Origin of the sequence: Cellulomonas sp. PS-H5, assembly GCF_019265565.1 — a bacterium.
Lineage (GTDB): Bacteria > Actinomycetota > Actinomycetes > Actinomycetales > Cellulomonadaceae > Cellulomonas.
Window position 1 is genome coordinate 50,433 of sequence record NZ_JAHVCI010000002.1, and the last position, 16,509, is coordinate 66,941.

The 16,509-nt window shown below is 75.7% G+C and carries 17 protein-coding genes; 16 read left to right on the forward strand and 1 reads right to left on the reverse strand.

The genetic code is table 11. From position 1 onward, the window contains the following. Positions 1-42 precede the first annotated feature (42 nt). From J5O08_RS01475 to J5O08_RS01505, 6 genes are all read left to right on the forward strand, one after another. Positions 43-525 carry an SRPBCC domain-containing protein gene (locus J5O08_RS01475; RefSeq protein ID WP_308281233.1) on the forward strand — a complete coding sequence of 161 codons (483 nt, stop codon included), beginning with the start codon at positions 43-45 and terminating at the stop codon, positions 523-525. Continuing rightward, positions 522-911 (forward strand): metalloregulator ArsR/SmtB family transcription factor, encoded by a 390-nt coding sequence (locus tag J5O08_RS01480; protein WP_218705075.1) that lies wholly within the window; start codon positions 522-524, stop codon positions 909-911. The genes J5O08_RS01475 and J5O08_RS01480 overlap by 4 nt, the downstream gene beginning before the upstream one ends. Position 912: 1 nt before the next feature. Then, a complete protein-coding gene (locus tag J5O08_RS01485; protein WP_218705076.1) occupies positions 913-1,359 on the forward strand; it encodes an SRPBCC domain-containing protein in 447 nt (148 codons plus the stop codon). Positions 1,360-1,446: 87 nt separating this feature from the next. Beyond that, a complete protein-coding gene (locus J5O08_RS21485; RefSeq protein WP_308281234.1) occupies positions 1,447-2,301 on the forward strand; it encodes a DinB family protein in 855 nt (284 codons plus the stop codon). A gap of 85 nt (positions 2,302-2,386) precedes the next feature. Next, complete coding sequence (locus tag J5O08_RS01500) at positions 2,387-3,067, forward strand: HAD family phosphatase (RefSeq protein WP_308281235.1); 681 nt, start codon at positions 2,387-2,389, stop codon at positions 3,065-3,067. A gap of 94 nt (positions 3,068-3,161) precedes the next feature. Continuing rightward, positions 3,162-4,103, forward strand: a complete 942-nt coding sequence (locus J5O08_RS01505; RefSeq protein WP_218705077.1) for an arginase family protein — start codon at positions 3,162-3,164, stop codon at positions 4,101-4,103. 57 nt (positions 4,104-4,160) lie between these two features. Here the strand turns inward: J5O08_RS01505 and J5O08_RS01510 are convergent, their stop codons facing one another. After that, positions 4,161-5,075, reverse strand: a complete 915-nt coding sequence (locus J5O08_RS01510) for a RecB family exonuclease (protein WP_374225905.1) — start codon at positions 5,073-5,075, stop codon at positions 4,161-4,163. Between the two features lie 114 nt (positions 5,076-5,189). On the opposite strand from J5O08_RS01510, the gene J5O08_RS01515 reads away from it, so the two are divergent. From J5O08_RS01515 to prcA, 10 genes are all read left to right on the forward strand, one after another. Next, on the forward strand, positions 5,190-6,305 hold the full coding sequence (locus J5O08_RS01515) for a site-2 protease family protein (protein WP_218705078.1): 1,116 nt from the start codon (positions 5,190-5,192) through the stop codon (positions 6,303-6,305). A gap of 11 nt (positions 6,306-6,316) precedes the next feature. Continuing rightward, positions 6,317-7,390 (forward strand): tRNA (adenine-N1)-methyltransferase, encoded by a 1,074-nt coding sequence (locus J5O08_RS01520; protein WP_308281236.1) that lies wholly within the window; start codon positions 6,317-6,319, stop codon positions 7,388-7,390. Between the two features lie 112 nt (positions 7,391-7,502). After that, positions 7,503-9,131 carry a proteasome ATPase gene (arc, locus tag J5O08_RS01525; protein WP_218705079.1) on the forward strand — a complete coding sequence of 543 codons (1,629 nt, stop codon included), beginning with the start codon at positions 7,503-7,505 and terminating at the stop codon, positions 9,129-9,131. Positions 9,132-9,273: 142 nt separating this feature from the next. Then, positions 9,274-9,960 carry a DUF4956 domain-containing protein gene (locus tag J5O08_RS01530; RefSeq protein WP_218705080.1) on the forward strand — a complete coding sequence of 229 codons (687 nt, stop codon included), beginning with the start codon at positions 9,274-9,276 and terminating at the stop codon, positions 9,958-9,960. Beyond that, on the forward strand, positions 9,957-10,823 hold the full coding sequence (locus J5O08_RS01535; RefSeq protein WP_308281237.1) for a polyphosphate polymerase domain-containing protein: 867 nt from the start codon (positions 9,957-9,959) through the stop codon (positions 10,821-10,823). Before J5O08_RS01530 ends, J5O08_RS01535 begins: the two co-directional genes overlap by 4 nt. Positions 10,824-10,942: 119 nt before the next feature. Continuing rightward, complete coding sequence (locus tag J5O08_RS01540; RefSeq protein ID WP_218705081.1) at positions 10,943-12,808, forward strand: carbohydrate-binding domain-containing protein; 1,866 nt, start codon at positions 10,943-10,945, stop codon at positions 12,806-12,808. 116 nt (positions 12,809-12,924) lie between these two features. After that, the gene (gene dop / locus J5O08_RS01545; protein WP_308281238.1) at positions 12,925-14,580 is read left to right on the forward strand and encodes a depupylase/deamidase Dop; all 1,656 of its coding nucleotides are present in this window, start codon (positions 12,925-12,927) and stop codon (positions 14,578-14,580) included. Positions 14,581-14,714: 134 nt separating this feature from the next. Next, positions 14,715-14,909 carry a ubiquitin-like protein Pup gene (locus J5O08_RS01550; protein ID WP_218705082.1) on the forward strand — a complete coding sequence of 65 codons (195 nt, stop codon included), beginning with the start codon at positions 14,715-14,717 and terminating at the stop codon, positions 14,907-14,909. A 3-nt stretch (positions 14,910-14,912) separates the two neighbouring features. After that, on the forward strand, positions 14,913-15,779 hold the full coding sequence (gene prcB / locus J5O08_RS01555) for a proteasome subunit beta (RefSeq protein WP_374225907.1): 867 nt from the start codon (positions 14,913-14,915) through the stop codon (positions 15,777-15,779). Further along, complete coding sequence (prcA, locus tag J5O08_RS01560) at positions 15,776-16,501, forward strand: proteasome subunit alpha (RefSeq protein ID WP_147796616.1); 726 nt, start codon at positions 15,776-15,778, stop codon at positions 16,499-16,501. The genes prcB and prcA overlap by 4 nt, the downstream gene beginning before the upstream one ends. Positions 16,502-16,509 lie beyond the last annotated feature (8 nt).

Here is a 16,509-nt window from a genome sequence, read left to right on the forward strand (position 1 = left end):
CTGACGTGCAACCAAATGTTGCATCCGATGCGAGGAGGCACCGTGGAACGCCGAGACACCGAGCCGGGCACCATCGAGCGGAAGATCCACGTCGCCGCGACCCCGGAGGTCGTGTACGAGGTCGTGAGCCGGCCCGAGCACCTCCGGGAGTGGTGGCCGGACGACGCCGTGCTCGGCGAGCCCGTCGCCGGCGCCGAGGGCGAGCTCGTCTTCGGGCGGCGCGGCGAGGCGGGTGCCGTCGTCGAGCGGCTGACCGTCGTCGAGGCCGACCCGCCGCGCACGTTCTCGTTCCGCTGGACGCACGGTCCCGGCGAGGCGGCCACGGCGGCGACGTCGCTGCTGGTGACCTTCGCCCTGGAGCCCACCGCCACCGGCACGCGGCTCACGCTGACCGAGACCGGGTTCCGCGAGCGGGGCTGGGAGGTCGCCGTCCTGGAGGAGCGGTACGCGGACCACGTCCAGGGCTGGGACCACTTCGTCCCGCGGCTGGCGGCGTACCTCGACCGGCTGGCGGTCGCGCCGTGAGCGTCGACGACGCCCTGTGGTCCGCGGTCGGCGACCCGACCCGGAGGCGGCTGCTCGACGCGCTGCTCGCCGACGGCGGCGGCACCGCCACGAGCCTCAGCGCGGCGGTGCCGGTCACCCGGCAGGCAGTCGCCAAGCACCTCGCGGTCCTCGACCGCGCCGGCCTCGTGCACGGCGTGACCGAGGGCCGGGAGCGGCGGTATCGCGTGGACGACGCCCAGCTCGCCCGGGCGGCCGCGCAGCTCGACGCGGTCGGGCGCACCTGGGACGCGCGCCTGCGGCGGATCGCCGGGATCGCCGAGGCGATCCAGCGGGAGCGGGACGCGCAGGAGCAGGACGAACCGGCGGTCGCGCGGCCGCCGGCGGCGACGACGGAGGAGGACTGACATGGTCGACATCCGGCACCGGCTCGGCGTGCGCGCCGCGACGGCGGACGTGTACGAGGCGCTGGCCACGGCCGAGGGCGTCGCGGGATGGTGGACCACGGACACCCACGGCGACGGGGGTCCCGGCGGGCGGCTGGAGCTCGCCTTCCGCGGCGCCGACGAGCCCTACGTCGTGGAGGTCGTCGACGCCGTCCCGGGGGCGCGGGTGCGCTGGCGGGTCGCGCAGGGCCCCGCGGAGTGGGTCGGCACGCACGTCGACTTCCGGCTGCGGGCGTCCGGGGACGTGACCGTCGTGCTGTTCACGCACGAGGGCTGGGCCGAGCCGGTCGAGTTCCTGCACCATTGCAGCACCAAGTGGGCGACGTTCCTGCTCAGCCTGCGCGAGCTCGTCGAGACCGGGCGAGGGCGGCCGCAGCCGCACGACCTCTGGGTCGACGACTGGGGGTGACCGGCAGCGGTCCCGGTGGGACGGGCCGCAGGCGGGCCGTCCCGCCGGGGGGCGACGGCCGACCCCCGCGCCGCTAGCGTGGGCCGCATGGGCGGGCGGATCACGGCGGAGGAGTTCCGGGCGGCCGACGGCGTCGCCGACTGGCGGGTCGGACCGGACGGCGTGCACGCGCGGTTCCGCACGGGGTCGTTCGCGGCCGGGGTCGAGCTGGTCGACGCGATCGGCGAGCTCGCCGACGCGGCCGACCACCACCCGGACGTCGACCTGCGGTACCCCGCCGTCGGCGTGCACCTGGTCTCGCACGACGTCGCCGGGCTGACCGACCGCGACCTCGACCTCGCCCGGCGGATCTCCGCCGCGGCCCGCGAGCTCGACATCCCGGCCGAGCCGGTCGCGGACCTCGCGCCGGTGGTGGACGGGGAAGGCCGCACCGAGCCCGTCCCGGACGGCGACGAGGTGCAGACCCTGCTCGGCTTCCTCGACTTCCACCGCGCCACCCTGGAGTGGAAGACCCGCGGGCTCGACGCCGCCGGGCTGGCCGCCACCGTCGGCGCGTCGACCATGACGCTCGGCGGCCTGCTCAAGCACCTCGCGTACGTCGAGGACGACTGGTTCTCCCGGGCGCTGCACGGGCGCGACCGGGCCGAGCCGTGGGCCTCCGTCGACTGGTCGGCGGACCGGGACTGGGAGTGGCACCCCGCCGCGGAGGACGACCCGGAGGAGCTCCGCGCGCTCTGGCGCGCGGCCGTCGAGCGGTCCCGCGCGGACGTCGCGGCGGCCCTCGCGGCGGGCGGGCTCGCGGCGGCGGCCGCGCGCGCCTGGCCCGACGGCCGCACCCCGCACCTGCGGTGGATCCTCACCCACATGATCGAGGAGTACGCCCGGCACAACGGGCACGCCGACCTGCTGCGCGAGGCGGTCGACGGCGCGGTCGGGGAGTAGCGACACCCGCCGTTCACCCCCGTTCACCGACCCCGGGTACCGTCGAGGGCAGCACACCACCCGCACGACCCCGGAGCCGCACGCCGTGAACGACGCCCGACCCGCCCTGCCCGCCGCCGTCCTCTGGGACATGGACGGCACCCTGGTCAACACCGAGCCCCTCTGGATGGCGGCCGAGACCGAGCTGGTCGAGTCCTGGGGCGGCACCTGGACGCACGAGGACGGCCTGACCCTCGTCGGCAACCCGATGAAGGTCTCCGGCCAGATCCTGCAGGACCGGGGCGTCGGCCTGAGCGTCGATGAGATCGTCGACTTCCTCAACAAGCGGGTCGCCGCGGCCGTCGCCGAGGACACCCCGTGGCAGGCGGGCGGCCGCGAGCTGCTCGCGGCGCTGGCCGCTGCCGGTGTCCCGCAGGCGCTGGTGACCTCGTCCTACACCGAGCTCGCCGAGCCGTTCGCGCGGGTCGCGGGCGTGTTCGCCACCGTCGTCGCCGGCGACGAGGTCGAGCGCCCCAAGCCGGACCCGCAGCCGTACCTGCTCGCGGCCGAGCGGCTGGGCGTCGACATCGCGGACTGCGTGGTCGTGGAGGACTCGCCGACCGGCATCACGTCCGGCGTGGCCGCCGGGGCGCGCGTGCTCGCCGTCGAGGTGTTCCGCGAGCTGCCCGACATCGACGGGCTGAACAAGACCGGGTCGCTGGCCGACGTGTCGATCGACGACTTCACGCGGATCCGCTCGGGCGCGGTGCTCGACCTGCTGGGCTGATCCGGCGGGGCGGCGACGCCCGCACGCGGGGCTGCGCGGCCGGCCGACGGGACCCGACCAGGCCGGCGGCGACCCCCGGCCCTACGGTCGTGCCATGACGGCGGGCCGCGACCGGCACTGGGGCGTCCTCGGCGTGCCGTCGAGCCGGGCGGCGCACTGGCCCGGCCTCGAGAAGGGTCCTGCCGCGCTGCGGGCCGCCGGCCTCGTCGACGCCCTGGCCTCCGCCGGCGCGTCGGTCACCGACCACGGCGACCGGCCGGTCGCGCGGTGGCGCGCGTCGGGCACGCCGCGACCGGACCCCACCGCGCCGCGGCCCCCTGCGCCGCACGACGTCGACGGCGTCGCCGCGGTGCTCCGGGACGCCCGCGACGCGCTCGCCGGCGTGCTGGCCGCGGGGGAGACGCCGCTCGTGCTCGGCGGCGAGTGCACGCTGGCGATCCCGCTCGTCGCCGCGGCCGTGGCGGCGCACGGCGACGTCGGGCTGGTGTACGTCGACGGCGGTCAGGACCTGCAGCTGCCCGCCGACCACCCCGAGGAGCCGATCCTCGACTCGATGGGCGTGGCGCACCTGCTCGACCTGCCGGGGACGGTCGACGCGCTCGCCGGCCTGGGAGGGCGCCGGCCGCTGCTCGACGCGGACGCGCTGTGCTTCGTGGGGTTCGCCGACGACGACGAGGACGTGCACGGCGTCGTGCCGAGCCCACGGATCCCGGCCGCCGACGTGGCCGCCGACCCCGACGGAGCGGCCGCCCGCGCGCTCGCCGCGGTCACCGGGCCGGGCGGTCGCCCGTTCCTGGTCCACGTGGACGTCGATGTCCTCGACGCGCTGCTGCTGCCCGGCGCCGACGTCCCGCAGTACGGCCGGGGGCTCACGCTCGACGTGCTCGTCGCGGTGCTCGAGCCGCTCGTGGCGGACCCGCGGTTCGCGGGGATGACGCTCGTCGAGCACAACCCGGACCACGACCCCGATGGCCTGTCAGCGCGCCGGCTGGTCGCCGCGCTGGCCCCGGTGCTGGCGGCGCGCCGCCAGCCCTAGCGCAGCGCCAGGGGCCCCGGGCATCGCGGTGCCGGGCCCGCTCGCGCCCGACGGGGGTCAGGACGCCTGCGCCGCCGGCGCGATCCCGATCGCCCGCTCCACGGCGCCCTCGGGCACCTCCGGCGGCGTCCCGCCCCAGGCGGGGCACACCGCGCGGTGCGCGCACCAGTCGCACAGCCGGGACTTCCGGGGCCGCCACTCGCCCGTGCGCGCCGCCTCCTCGACCTGCGCCCACAGCGAGCGCAGCCGCAGCTCCAGGGTCCGCATCTCGGCCTCGGACGGCGCGTGCCGGAGGATCTGCCCGTCGCCGAGGTAGACGAGCTGCAGCAGCTTGGGCAGCACGCCGCGCTCGCGCCAGAGCACGTAGGCGTAGAACCGCATCTGGAACAGCGCCGAGCCCTCGAAGCCGGGGTTCGGCGACTTCCCGGTCTTGTAGTCGACCACCCGCAGCGCCCCGTCGGGGGCGACGTCGATCCGGTCGACGATGCCGCGCAGCTGCGGGCCGTCCTCCATGAGCGTCCGCACCGCGAGCTCGCGGTCGCCGGGCTGCAGCCGGTTCGGGTCCTCCAGCGTGAAGTACGTGTCCAGCAGCAGGCGGGCGGTGCCGAGCCAGGCCTCGCGCTCGTCGTCCGTGGCGAACATCGTCAGCACCTCGGGCGACCGCTCCAGCAGCGCGTCCCACGCGGCGGGCACGAGTCCGTGCGCGGCCGCGGGGGTGCGCTCGCCGAGCGGGAGGTCGTACAGCCGCTCCAGCACCGTGTGCACGAGCGTGCCGCGGGCGGCGGCGAGGCTGGGCGGCTCCGGCAGCTTGTCGACCACCCGGAACCGGAACAGCAGCGGGCACTGCTGGAAGTCGTTGGCGCGCGACGGCGACAGACCCGGCACCCGCGGCTCGGGCGCAACCTCGACGTCGCCGGCGTCGGCGCCGTCGGCGGACACGGGGGCGAGCAGCTGCGGGTCGGTGGTCGTCACGGTGACGAGCCTAGGCGCCACCACCGACACGCCCGGCGCCCCGCGCCGCGCGGCCCCGGACGCCCGAGCGCCCGTCGGCACGGGTCGCACGGCCCGGCCACGTAGCCTTCCCCCGTGGCAGAGAGAACGCGGGGCTGGGTCGTCGGGCGCGTGGCGGGGACACCGGTGGTCCTGAGCCCGAGCAGCCTGCTCGTCGTGGCGGTCATCGCCCTGGTGTTCGCCCCCTCGGTCCGGTACCGCGCCCCGGGGCTCGGCACGGGGTCGACCTACGTGGTGGCGCTCGTCGTCGGGCTGCTGCTCCTGCTGTCCGTCCTCGTCCACGAGCTCGCCCACGGCCTCACCGCCCGCGCCCGCGGCCTCCAGGTCCGCGAGTACGCCCTGACGCTGATCGGCGGCCACACCGCGTTCCACGGGAGGATCACGCCGTTCACCGAGGGGCTGGTCGCCGTCGTCGGCCCGATCGCGAACCTGGTGCTCGCCGGGGTCTTCTGGCTCGTCGCCGGCATCGCCGACCCGTTCGGCCTCGCCGCGCTCGTGCTGTACGCCGCCGCCTACAGCAACGCGTTCGTCGGGCTGTTCAACCTCGTGCCCGGGCTGCCCCTCGACGGCGGCATGGTGCTCGAGTCGATCGTGTGGGGCGCGACGGGGGACCGGCGGCGCGGCGCGCTCGTCGCGGGCTGGGTCGGCCGGGTGTTCGCGGTGGGCTTCGCCGCCTGGGTGATCCTGCTGCCGATGGTGCGGGGCGGCAGCCCCGACCTGTGGGCCGTCGCCTGGGCGGCCCTCGTAGGCGCCTTCCTGTGGTCGGGGGCCTCGGCGGCGATCCAGGGCGCCCGCGCCGGGCGGGCCGTCGACGCGCTGCACGTCGGCTCCGTGGGCACCCGCGCCGTCGGCGTCCCGGCGACCGCGGTGCTGGCCCAGGCCGACGCCGCCCGCGGGCAGACCGGTGCCGACGCGGTCGTGCTCCTCGCCCCCGACGGTCGCCCCGCGGCGTACGTCGACCCGCAGGCGGCCAACGCCGTCCCCGCCGCGGACCGGGCGCACGTCCCGCTCACCGCCGTCGCCGTCACGCTGCCCGCGGGGGCGGTCGTCGACGCCGCGCTGCGCGGGCCCGAGCTCGTCCAGGCGGTCGCCGCGGTGTCCCGGTTCTCGCCCGTCGCGGCGGCCGTCCGGGACGGCCAGGTCGTCGCGCTCGTGCGTAGCGCGGACGTGGCGGCGGCGCTCCGCCCCTAGGATCGACCCCCGTGACCGAGCAGACCCCCGCGCCCGAGCCCGCCGCCGCCCCCACGCCGACGGGCGCCGACCAGCGTCGCGGCCTGCTCCGGGTGGGGGAGCGCGTCCAGCTGACCGACCCGCGCGGCCGGCTGCACACGATCACGCTCGCGCCCGGCGCGACCTTCCACACGCACAAGGGCTACTTCCGGCACGAGGAGCTCATCGGCGCGCCCGAGGGCACGACCGTGACGAGCAGCGGCGGCGTCGAGTACCTCGCGCTGCGCCCGCTCCTCAGCGACTACACGCTGTCGATGCCGCGCGGCGCGGCGGTCGTCTACCCGAAGGACGCCGGCCAGATCGTCGCGATGGCCGACATCTACCCGGGCGCCCGCGTCGTCGAGGCCGGCGTCGGCTCCGGCGCCCTCACGATGTCCCTGCTGCGCGCGGTCGGCGACGGCGGCCGGCTGCACTCCATCGAGCGCCGCGAGGACTTCGCCGCGATCGCCCGCGGCAACGTGGAGACCTTCTTCGGCGGCCCGCACCCCGCGTGGCGGCTGTCGGTCGGCGACCTGTCCGACGTGCTGCCCCTCGCCGAGGCGCGGGGGGAGGTCGACCGCGTCGTCCTCGACATGCTCGCGCCCTGGGAGAACCTCGACGCCGTCGCCACCGCCCTCGCCCCGGGCGGCGTGCTCATCGCCTACGTCGCCACCGCGACCCAGCTCTCCCGGCTCGCCGAGGACGTGCGCGCCGACGGCCGGTACACCGAGCCGCAGGCCTGGGAGTCGATGGTCCGCGGCTGGCACCTGGAGGGCCTCGCCGTCCGCCCGCAGCACCGGATGATCGGCCACACCGGCTTCCTGCTCACCACCCGCCGCCTCGCCGACGGCGTCCTGCCGCCGCTGCGCAAGCGCCGCCCCGCCAAGGGCTCCCAGCCGGGCGAGGCCGCGCTCGTCGACGAGGTCGGCGACGTCGTGACCAGCAGGTCCTTCCAGGAGGTGCCCGACGCCGAGTGGACCCCCGAGGCCCTCGGCGAGCGCGCCGTCTCCGACAAGAAGGTGCGCAAGGTCCGCCGCGACGTCGGCCAGGCACCCGAGGCCGACTGACCCGGCACCGCCGCGGCGGGGCGTCCCGGCTGCGATTGACACGTGTGGTTAGGGTCTCCCCACGACAGCCCCACAGCGCCGTGAGGTCGACCCGCGATCGGAGGTACCGGCGATGACGGAACCGACAGCCCGCGACCTGCAGCGCGAGCTCGCGCTCCTGGCCGCCAAGAACGAGCGCATGTCGGACGCGCTCGTGGCGGCGCGCGACCAGATCATCGAGCTCAAGCGTCAGATCGACGACCTCGCGAAGCCCCCGGGCACGTTCGCGACGTTCCTCGCCGCGCGCGAGGACGGCACCGTCGACGTCGTGTCGTCGGGCCGCAAGATGCACGTCGGCGCCAGCCCGGCCATCGACGTCCACCGGCTGCGGCCGGGCCAGGAGGTCATGCTCAACGAGGCGCTGACCGTCGTCGAGGCCGGCGGCTACGAGCAGGTCGGCGAGCTCGTCACGGTCAAGGAGCTCATCGGGCACGAGCGCGCGCTCGTCGTCGGGCGGGGCGACGAGGAGCGCGTCGTGCGGCTCGCCGGCCAGGTGCTGGACGGCTCCGTCCGCGTGGGCGACGCCCTCACCGTCGAGGCCCGCAGCGGCTTCGTGTTCGAGCGCGTCCCGCGGGCCGAGGTCGAGGACCTCGTGCTCGAGGAGGTGCCGGACATCGACTACGCCGACATCGGCGGCCTCGGCCCGCAGATCGAGCAGATCCGCGACGCCGTCGAGCTGCCGTTCCTGCACCCCGACCTGTTCCGCGAGCACGGGCTCAAGCCGCCGAAGGGCGTCCTGCTCTACGGGCCCCCCGGGTGCGGCAAGACCCTCATCGCCAAGGCCGTCGCGCACTCGCTCGCCGCGACGTCCGCCCGCGCGCGCGGCGAGGAGGTCACCGAGGCCAAGTCGTACTTCCTCAACGTCAAGGGCCCCGAGCTGCTCAACAAGTACGTCGGCGAGACCGAGCGGCACATCCGGCTGATCTTCTCCCGGGCGCGGGAGAAGGCCTCGCAGGGGCACCCCGTCGTGGTGTTCTTCGACGAGATGGAGTCGCTGTTCCGCACCCGCGGCACCGGCGTGTCCAGCGACGTCGAGACCACGATCGTCCCGCAGCTCCTCGCCGAGATCGACGGCGTCGAGCGCCTGGAGAACGTCATCGTCATCGGCGCCTCCAACCGCGAGGACATGATCGACCCGGCCATCCTGCGGCCCGGCCGCCTCGACGTGAAGATCAAGATCGAGCGGCCCGACGCCGAGGGTGCGCGGGAGATCTTCGCCAAGTACCTCACCCCGGACCTGCCGATCCACGCCGACGACCTCGCCGAGCACCACGGCTCCACCGCCGCGGCCGTCGACGCGATGATCGCCCGGGCCGTCGAGCGGATGTACTCCGAGAACGAGGAGAACCGGTTCCTCGAGGTCACCTACGCGAGCGGCGACAAGGAGGTCCTGTACTTCAAGGACTTCAACTCCGGCGCGATGATCCAGAACGTCGTCGACCGCGCGAAGAAGTCGGCGATCAAGGACCTCCTCGCGACCGGCCAGCGCGGTCTGCGCGTCGAGCACGTGCTCACCGCGTGCGTCGACGAGTTCAAGGAGAACGAGGACCTGCCGAACACCACCAACCCCGACGACTGGGCGCGCATCTCCGGCAAGAAGGGGGAGCGCATCGTGTTCATCCGCACGATCGTCCAGGACAAGAAGGGCGAGGAGGCCTCGCGCCGGATCGAGAACGTGCAGAGCACGGGGCAGTACCTGTAGCGGTCCGCGTCCACGCGCCGACCGGGGCCCGCCGTCGACTCAGACGGCGGGCCTTGCTCGTGCACAGGGACCCCACAGCACCGCGCGGCTTGATGGATGCACCCGGTTCACCGGGCGTTCATCCCCGACCCGCGAGGTGCCCATGCCTGCCGCCGTCCTGTTCGCCGCCGATCTCGTGGCGATCGCCGTCCTGACCTTCGCCCTCTACTTCCCCCGGCACCGCCGGCGCGACCTCGTCGTCGCGTTCCTCGGCGTCAACGTCGGCGTCCTCGCCGTCGCCGGCGCCCTGTCGACGAGCACCGTCGGCGCGGGGCTCGGGCTCGGCCTGTTCGGGGTCCTGTCGATCATCCGGCTGCGGTCCTCCGAGATCGACCAGCGCGAGGTCGCGTACTACTTCGCGGCCCTCGCGCTCGGCCTGATCGGGGGGCTCGGCTCGTCCCTCGGGGCGCTGGCGCTCGTGCTCATGGCGATGGTCCTGGTCGCGCTGTACGCCGGGGACCACCCCCGGCTGCTGCGCGGGTACCGGCAGCAGGTCGTCGTCGTCGACCGGGCGTTCGGCGACCACGCCGCCCTCGTCGCGCACCTCGAGCAGCTGCTCGGTGCCCGGGTGCACGGCGCGACCGTCCAGCGGCTCGACCTCGTCGACGACACCACCGTCGTGGACGTGCGGTACGCCGCGCCGCCCACCGGTGCGCGGGGCGGGGCGGGCCCGCGGGTCCGGACGCGGGCGACGCCGTCCGACCGCCGCGGGGGCGCCGCGCCCGCGAGCTCCGCGCTCGCCGACGACCCGGCGCGGGTCGGGTCGGCGCTGTCCGGGGTCGCACGGTGACCGGCCCCGGGCCCGAGGTCGCGGGCGTCGCCGTGCCCGCCCTGAACGCGTCGCGGGGCCCGCGCACCGCCGCCGGCGTCGCGCCCGTCGCCACCGTGCCGCACCTCGCCGACCTCGCGCAGCTCCCCGTGATCGACCTCGACGAGCTCCAGGCCACCGCCGCGCTCCAGACACGGGTCGACCGCAAGTACGTCCTCCCGCTCGCCGCCCTGCCCGGTCTCGTCGCGGCCCTGCCGGTCGGCACCCGCCGGCTCGTCATCGCCGGCCGGGACGCCTTCGGGTACGAGTCGGTGTACTTCGACACCCCGGACCTCGACGCGTACCACCTCGCCGCGGGCCGCCGGCGCCGCCGGTACAAGGTCCGCACCCGCACGTACACCGACACCGGCGGCTGCTGGCTCGAGGTCAAGACCCGCGGGCCCCGCGGCACCACCGTCAAGGAGCGGCGCGAGCACGACGTCCGCTCCCGCGACGACGTCGGCGACGCGCTCGGCTTCGTCGTCGGCACCCTGCGCGCCCACGGCGTCGACCTGGCGCCCGCCGGGGACGGCGCCGAGCCGCTGCTCGCGCCGACCCTCACCACCCAGTACCGGCGCCGGACCCTGCACCTCCCGGACGGCGCGCGGCTGACCGTCGACACGGGGCTCGAGTGGCTGGGCGCGCGGTCCGTCGCGGCCGTGCCCGGGCACGCCGTCGTCGAGACCAAGAGCGTCGCCGGGGCGTCCGCCGCCGACCGCGCCCTGTGGGCCCTCGGCCACCGGCCCAGCCGCATCTCCAAGTACGCGACCGGGCTGGTCGTCCTCGACCCCGCCCTCGGCGGCCGGCCGTGGCGGCGCACCCTGCGCCACACGCTCGCCGCCTGACCCGCCTGACCCGCCTGTCCCTCCCGACTCGCCCGACCCGCCGGGCCGGCCTCGCGCGGTCCCGATCCGCGCGACCCACGACCACCCACGCGACCCCGATCCCCACGAAGGAGCCCACCGTGCGCCGACCCCGCCACGTGATCACCGCCCTCGCAGCCCCCGCCGTCCTGATCGGCCTGCTGCTCACCGGCTGCACCGACGACGCCGTGGCGGGCACGAGCTCCGGTTCGTCCGACGCCGCCGGCGCGACCAGCACCACCGTCACCGACGTCGCCGCGGGGGCCACCGCCGCGGAGGTGCTCGCCGCGAACGCCGACGTGCACGAGGTCGCGGACGCCGGCACCGCCACCGGCACGATCACGCTCGACGGCGGCACCGCCACGTCCGACGCCGAGGGCGTCACGGTCGACGGGTCGGTCGTCACGATCACCGCCGGCGGCACCTACACGGTCACCGGCACCCTCGACGACGGCCAGGTCGTCGTCGACGCCGGCGACGCCGTCGTGCACCTCGTGCTGGACGGCGCGGACATCACCTCGTCCACCGGCGCCCCGCTCGTGATCAGCAGCGCGGGCTCCGCGGTGGTCGAGCTGGCCGACGGCTCCAGCAACGCGCTGACCGACGCCGCGACCTACGCCGACGCCGACGCGGAGGACGCGCCGAACGCCGCCCTGTTCAGCACCGCCGACCTCACGATCACCGGGGACGGCGCGCTCACCGTCACCGGCAACGCGAACGACGGCATCGCGTCGAAGGACGGCCTGGTGATCGAGTCCGGGCAGATCACCGTCGACTCCGTGGACGACGGCATCCGCGGCAAGGACTACCTCGTCGTCTCCGGCGGCACCCTCGACGTCACCGCGGGGGGCGACGGCCTCAAGGCGGACAACGACAGCGACGTGACCGCGGGGTTCGTCGTCGTCTCCGGCGGTGACCTGACCGTCGCCGCCGAGGGCGACGGCGTGGACGCCGAGACCGACGTCGTCGTCACCGGCGGCACCCTCGACGTCACCGCGGGCGGCGGGAGCGGCACCGAGCCGACCGACGAGACCTCCACCAAGGGCGTCAAGGGCTCCGCGAGCGTCGTCGTCGGCGGCGGCACGGTGACCGTCGACTCCGCCGACGACGCCGTGCACTCCAACGGCATCGTGTCGATCACCGACGGCGACCTGACCCTGTCCAGCGGGGACGACGGCGTGCACGCCGACGCGGCGCTCGACGTCACCGGCGGCTCGGTCGACGTGCTGACCTCGTACGAGGGCCTGGAGGCCGAGGCGGTCACCCTCGCCGGCGGGGACATCACCGTCGTGGCCTCCGACGACGGGATCAACGCCGCGAGCAGCGCCGCGGGGTCCACCGAGGACGCCCAGGGCGACTGGGCCGGACCCGGCGGCGAGTCCACGGGCACCGCCAGCCTCACGATCACCGGCGGCACCGTCGCGGTCGACGCGGGCGGCGACGGCCTGGACGCCAACGGCACCCTCACGATGTCCGGCGGCACCGTCGTCGTGAACGGGCCGACGAACGACGGCAACGGCGCGATCGACGCCGACAGCACGCCGTCCGTCACCGGCGGCACCCTCGTCGCCGCGGGCTCCTCCGGCATGGCCATGGCGCCGGGCACCGACGGGCAGGGTTGGGTGTCCGCGACGTTCGACAGCGCGCAGGCCGCGGGCACCACCCTCGCCGTCGTCGACGCCGACGGCACCGTCGTCGCGACCTTCACCCCCGCGAAGCAGATCACCTCGCTCGTCATCTCGGCCGCAGGCCTCACGGCGGGGGAGCAGTACACCGTCGTCTCGGGTGCCACGGCGACCGGCGACGCGGTCGAGGGCTACACCGCGTCGGGCGACGCCTCGGGCGCGACCGAGGTGCTCACCGTCACCGCGGGCGAGCACACGGCCGGGATGGGCGGCGGCGGCATGCCGGGCGGCGGGCAGGGCGCCGGCGGGCAGGGCGGCGCCCGACCGGGCGGCAACGGCTGACCCGACCGGAGCCGCGAGCGGATCCCTCCGCACGCACACGCCCGGGCGTGGCGGTGCGGAGGGGTCCACCCGCGCGCGGCGTCGCCGACCACCGGCCCCGACATAGGGTGGGCCGCGTGACCGTGCGCCGCGTGATGGGGATCGAGACCGAGTACGGCGTGCTGCAGCCCGGCCGCCCGACCGCCAACCCGATGCTCCTGTCCAGCCACGTCGTCGCCGTGCACGCCGCGGCCCGCCAGGGCGGTCGCGCCAAGGCCCGGTGGGACTACGACGACGAGGACCCCCTGCAGGACGCCCGCGGCTTCCACCTGCAGCGGGCCGCCGCGCACCCGTCGCTGCTCACCGACGACCCCGCCCGCCCCGCTCCCTCGGGCGACGGGTCCGTGTCCGGCGGCGCCGCCCCCGGCGCCTCGGCCGACGGCCCGCAGGAGGTCGCCCGGTCGCTCGTCGAGGAGTACGAGGACCCGGGCGCGGCCAACGTCATCCTCACCAACGGCGCCCGGCTGTACGTCGACCACGCGCACCCCGAGTACTCCTCGCCCGAGGTCACCAACCCCCTGGACGCCGTCCGGTGGGACCGCGCGGGGGAGCTCGTCATGCTCGCCTCCGTCCGCGCGCTGGCGTCCACCCCGGCCCTGCCCGACGTCGCGCTGTACAAGAACAACGTCGACGGCAAGGGCGCCACCTACGGCACCCACGAGAACTTCCTCGTGGAACGGTCCGTCCCGTTCGTCGACCTCGCCGCGCGGCTCACCCCGTTCCTCGTCACCCGGCAGGTGTTCACCGGCGCCGGGCGCGTCGGCATCGGCCAGCGCGGCGAGGAGGCCGGCTTCCAGCTCTCGCAGCGCGCCGACTACATGGAGGCGGAGGTCGGTCTCGAGACCACCCTGCGCCGCCCCATCGTCAACACCCGCGACGAGCCGCACGCCGACCCCGACAAGTGGCGGCGGCTGCACGTCATCATCGGCGACGCCAACCAGCTCGAGGTCCCGACCTACCTCAAGCTCGGCACGACCTCCCTCGTCCTGTGGCTGATCGAGCGCATCGCCGACGGCTCCGCCGCCGACCTCGGCCGCACCCTCGACCGCCTCGCCCTGGCCGACCCCGTGGGCTCCGTCCACGCCGTCAGCCACGACCTCACCCTGACCCGCAGGCTGCACCTCGCCGACGGGCGGCTGCTCACGGCCATCGAGATCCAGCAGGAGTACCTCGCCGCCGTGCGGACCGCGCTCGGCCGCTCCGCCGTCGGGGGCGACGGACCCGACGCCCAGACCGCCGACGTCCTCGCCCGGTGGGGCTCCCTGCTCGACCGGCTCGCCACCGACCCGGCGTCGTGCGCCCGCGAGGTCGAGTGGCTGGCCAAGATGCGGCTCCTCGAGGGCCTGCGCCGCCGCGACCACCTCGACTGGGACCACCCGCGTCTCGCCGCCGTCGACCTCCAGTGGTCCGACGTGCGCCCCGAGCGCGGGCTGTACCACCGCCTCGTCGACGCCGGCGCCGTCGAGCGCCTCGTCACCGACGAGGACGTGCGCGCCGCCGTCACCGCCCCGCCCGAGGACACCCGCGCGTACTTCCGCGGCCGCACCATCGCCCGGTTCGGCGCCCACGTCTCCGCGGCCAGCTGGGACTCCGTCGTCTTCGACGTCCCCGGGGCGCCCACCCTCCAGCGCGTGCCCATGCGGGACCCGCTGCGCGGCACGCGGGCGCACGTCCAGGACCTGCTCGAGTCCTCCCCGGACGTCGCGAGCCTCCTGGCGGCGCTCGGCTCCTGACCTGCCACGGCGCGCGGCGCCGCGACGCGCCCGGCCCGCACGGGAATGCGCGCCGACCAGGGCCTAGGGTGGTGGCACTGCGGGTCGCACGCCCAGCGCGCGCGGCCCGTGCCCGACTACCGCCGGAGGTGCACATGGCTGGTCAGGAGCGCGCTCGGGACCGTCGCGAGGACGACGAGCCGGTCGACGGGCCCGACGTCGAGCAGGTGAACGCCGCCGCGCAGCAGCGCGACGCCGAGGTCGACGCCCTCCTCGAGGAGATCGACGACGTCCTCGAGACCAACGCCGAGCAGTTCGTGCGCGGGTTCGTGCAGAAGGGCGGGCAGTGACGCGTGCCGACGGACCCGCTGATCCCGGCGGGGCGGCTGCCCGGGGCGTTCACCACCCCCGGGTCGTCCTCCTTCGTCGACTTCCTCGCCCAGCACGCCCCGGACCTGCTGCCCGGGCGCCGCACCCCGCTGCCCGTCGGTGACGTGAGCCCCGGCGCGAGCGCCCCGCACGCGACCACCATCGTCGCGCTGTCCTTCACGGGCGGCGTCGTCATGGCCGGCGACCGGCGCGCCACCATGGGCTCGCAGATCGCCTCCCGGGACATCGAGAAGGTGTTCCCCGCCGACGACTACTCCGCCGTCGGCATCGCCGGCACCGCGGGGCTGGCCGTCGAGCTCGTCCGGCTGTTCCAGCTCGAGCTCGAGCACTACGAGAAGATCGAGGGCACCCTGCTCTCCCTCGACGGCAAGGCCAACCGGCTCGCCACGATGATCCGCGGCAACCTCGGCCTCGCCCTCCAGGGCCTCGCCGTCGTCCCGCTGTTCGCCGGCTACGACCTCGACCGGGGCGCCGGGCGGATCTTCTCCTACGACGTCACCGGCGGCCGGTACGAGGAGCACCAGCACCACAGCGTCGGCTCCGGCTCCGTGTTCGCCCGCGGCTCCCTCAAGAAGCTCTGGCGGCCCGGGCTCGACGCCGCCGACGCCGTGCGCGTCGCCGTCGAGGCCCTCGTCGACGCCGCCGACGACGACTCCGCCACCGGGGGTCCCGACACGTCCCGGCGGATCTGGCCCGTCGTCGCCACCGTCACCGCCGCCGGCTACCTCCGGGTGCCCCAGGACGACCTCGGCGAGGTGGTGGCCCGCGTCCTGGCCGACCGCGCCGAGCAGCACGCCCGCGCCCGGGCAGAGGAGGAGCCGACGCGATGAGCATGCCGTTCTACGTCTCGCCCGAGCAGCTGATGAAGGACCGGGCCGACTACGCGCGCAAGGGCATCGCCCGCGGCCGCTCCGTCGTCGTCCTGGCCTACGAGGACGGCATCGCCTTCGCCACCGAGAACCCGTCCCGCGCGCTGCACAAGGTCTCCGAGATCTACGACCGCATCGCGTTCGCCGCGGTCGGCAAGTACAACGAGTTCGAGAACCTGCGCGTCGCCGGCGTCCGGTACGCCGACCTGCGCGGCTACTCCTACGACCGGCGCGACGTCAACGCCCGTGGCCTCGCCAACGCGTACGCCCAGACCCTCGGCACCGTCTTCACCACCGAGTCCAAGCCGCTCGAGGTCGAGATCGTCGTCGCCGAGGTCGGCGTCGACGCCGCGACCGACCAGATCTACCGGCTGTCCTACGACGGCTCCGTCGCCGACGAGCGCGGCTTCGTCGTCATGGGCGGGCAGGCCGAGCGCCTGCGCGAGGAGGTCGCCGGCGCCTGGACGCCCGGCATGCCCCTCGCCGCCGTGCTCCAGCTCGCCGTCCGGGTGCTCGGCGCGCCCGCCGACGGGGCCGACGAGGACGACCGCCGCGTCATCCCCGCCGCCCAGCTCGAGGTCGCGGTCCTCGACCGCACGCGCCCGCGCCGCGCGTTCCGGCGCCTGTCCGGCGTGGTCCTCGAGGACCTGCTGGGCTCGGCCGCAGCACCCGACCTGCCCTGAGGAGCCAG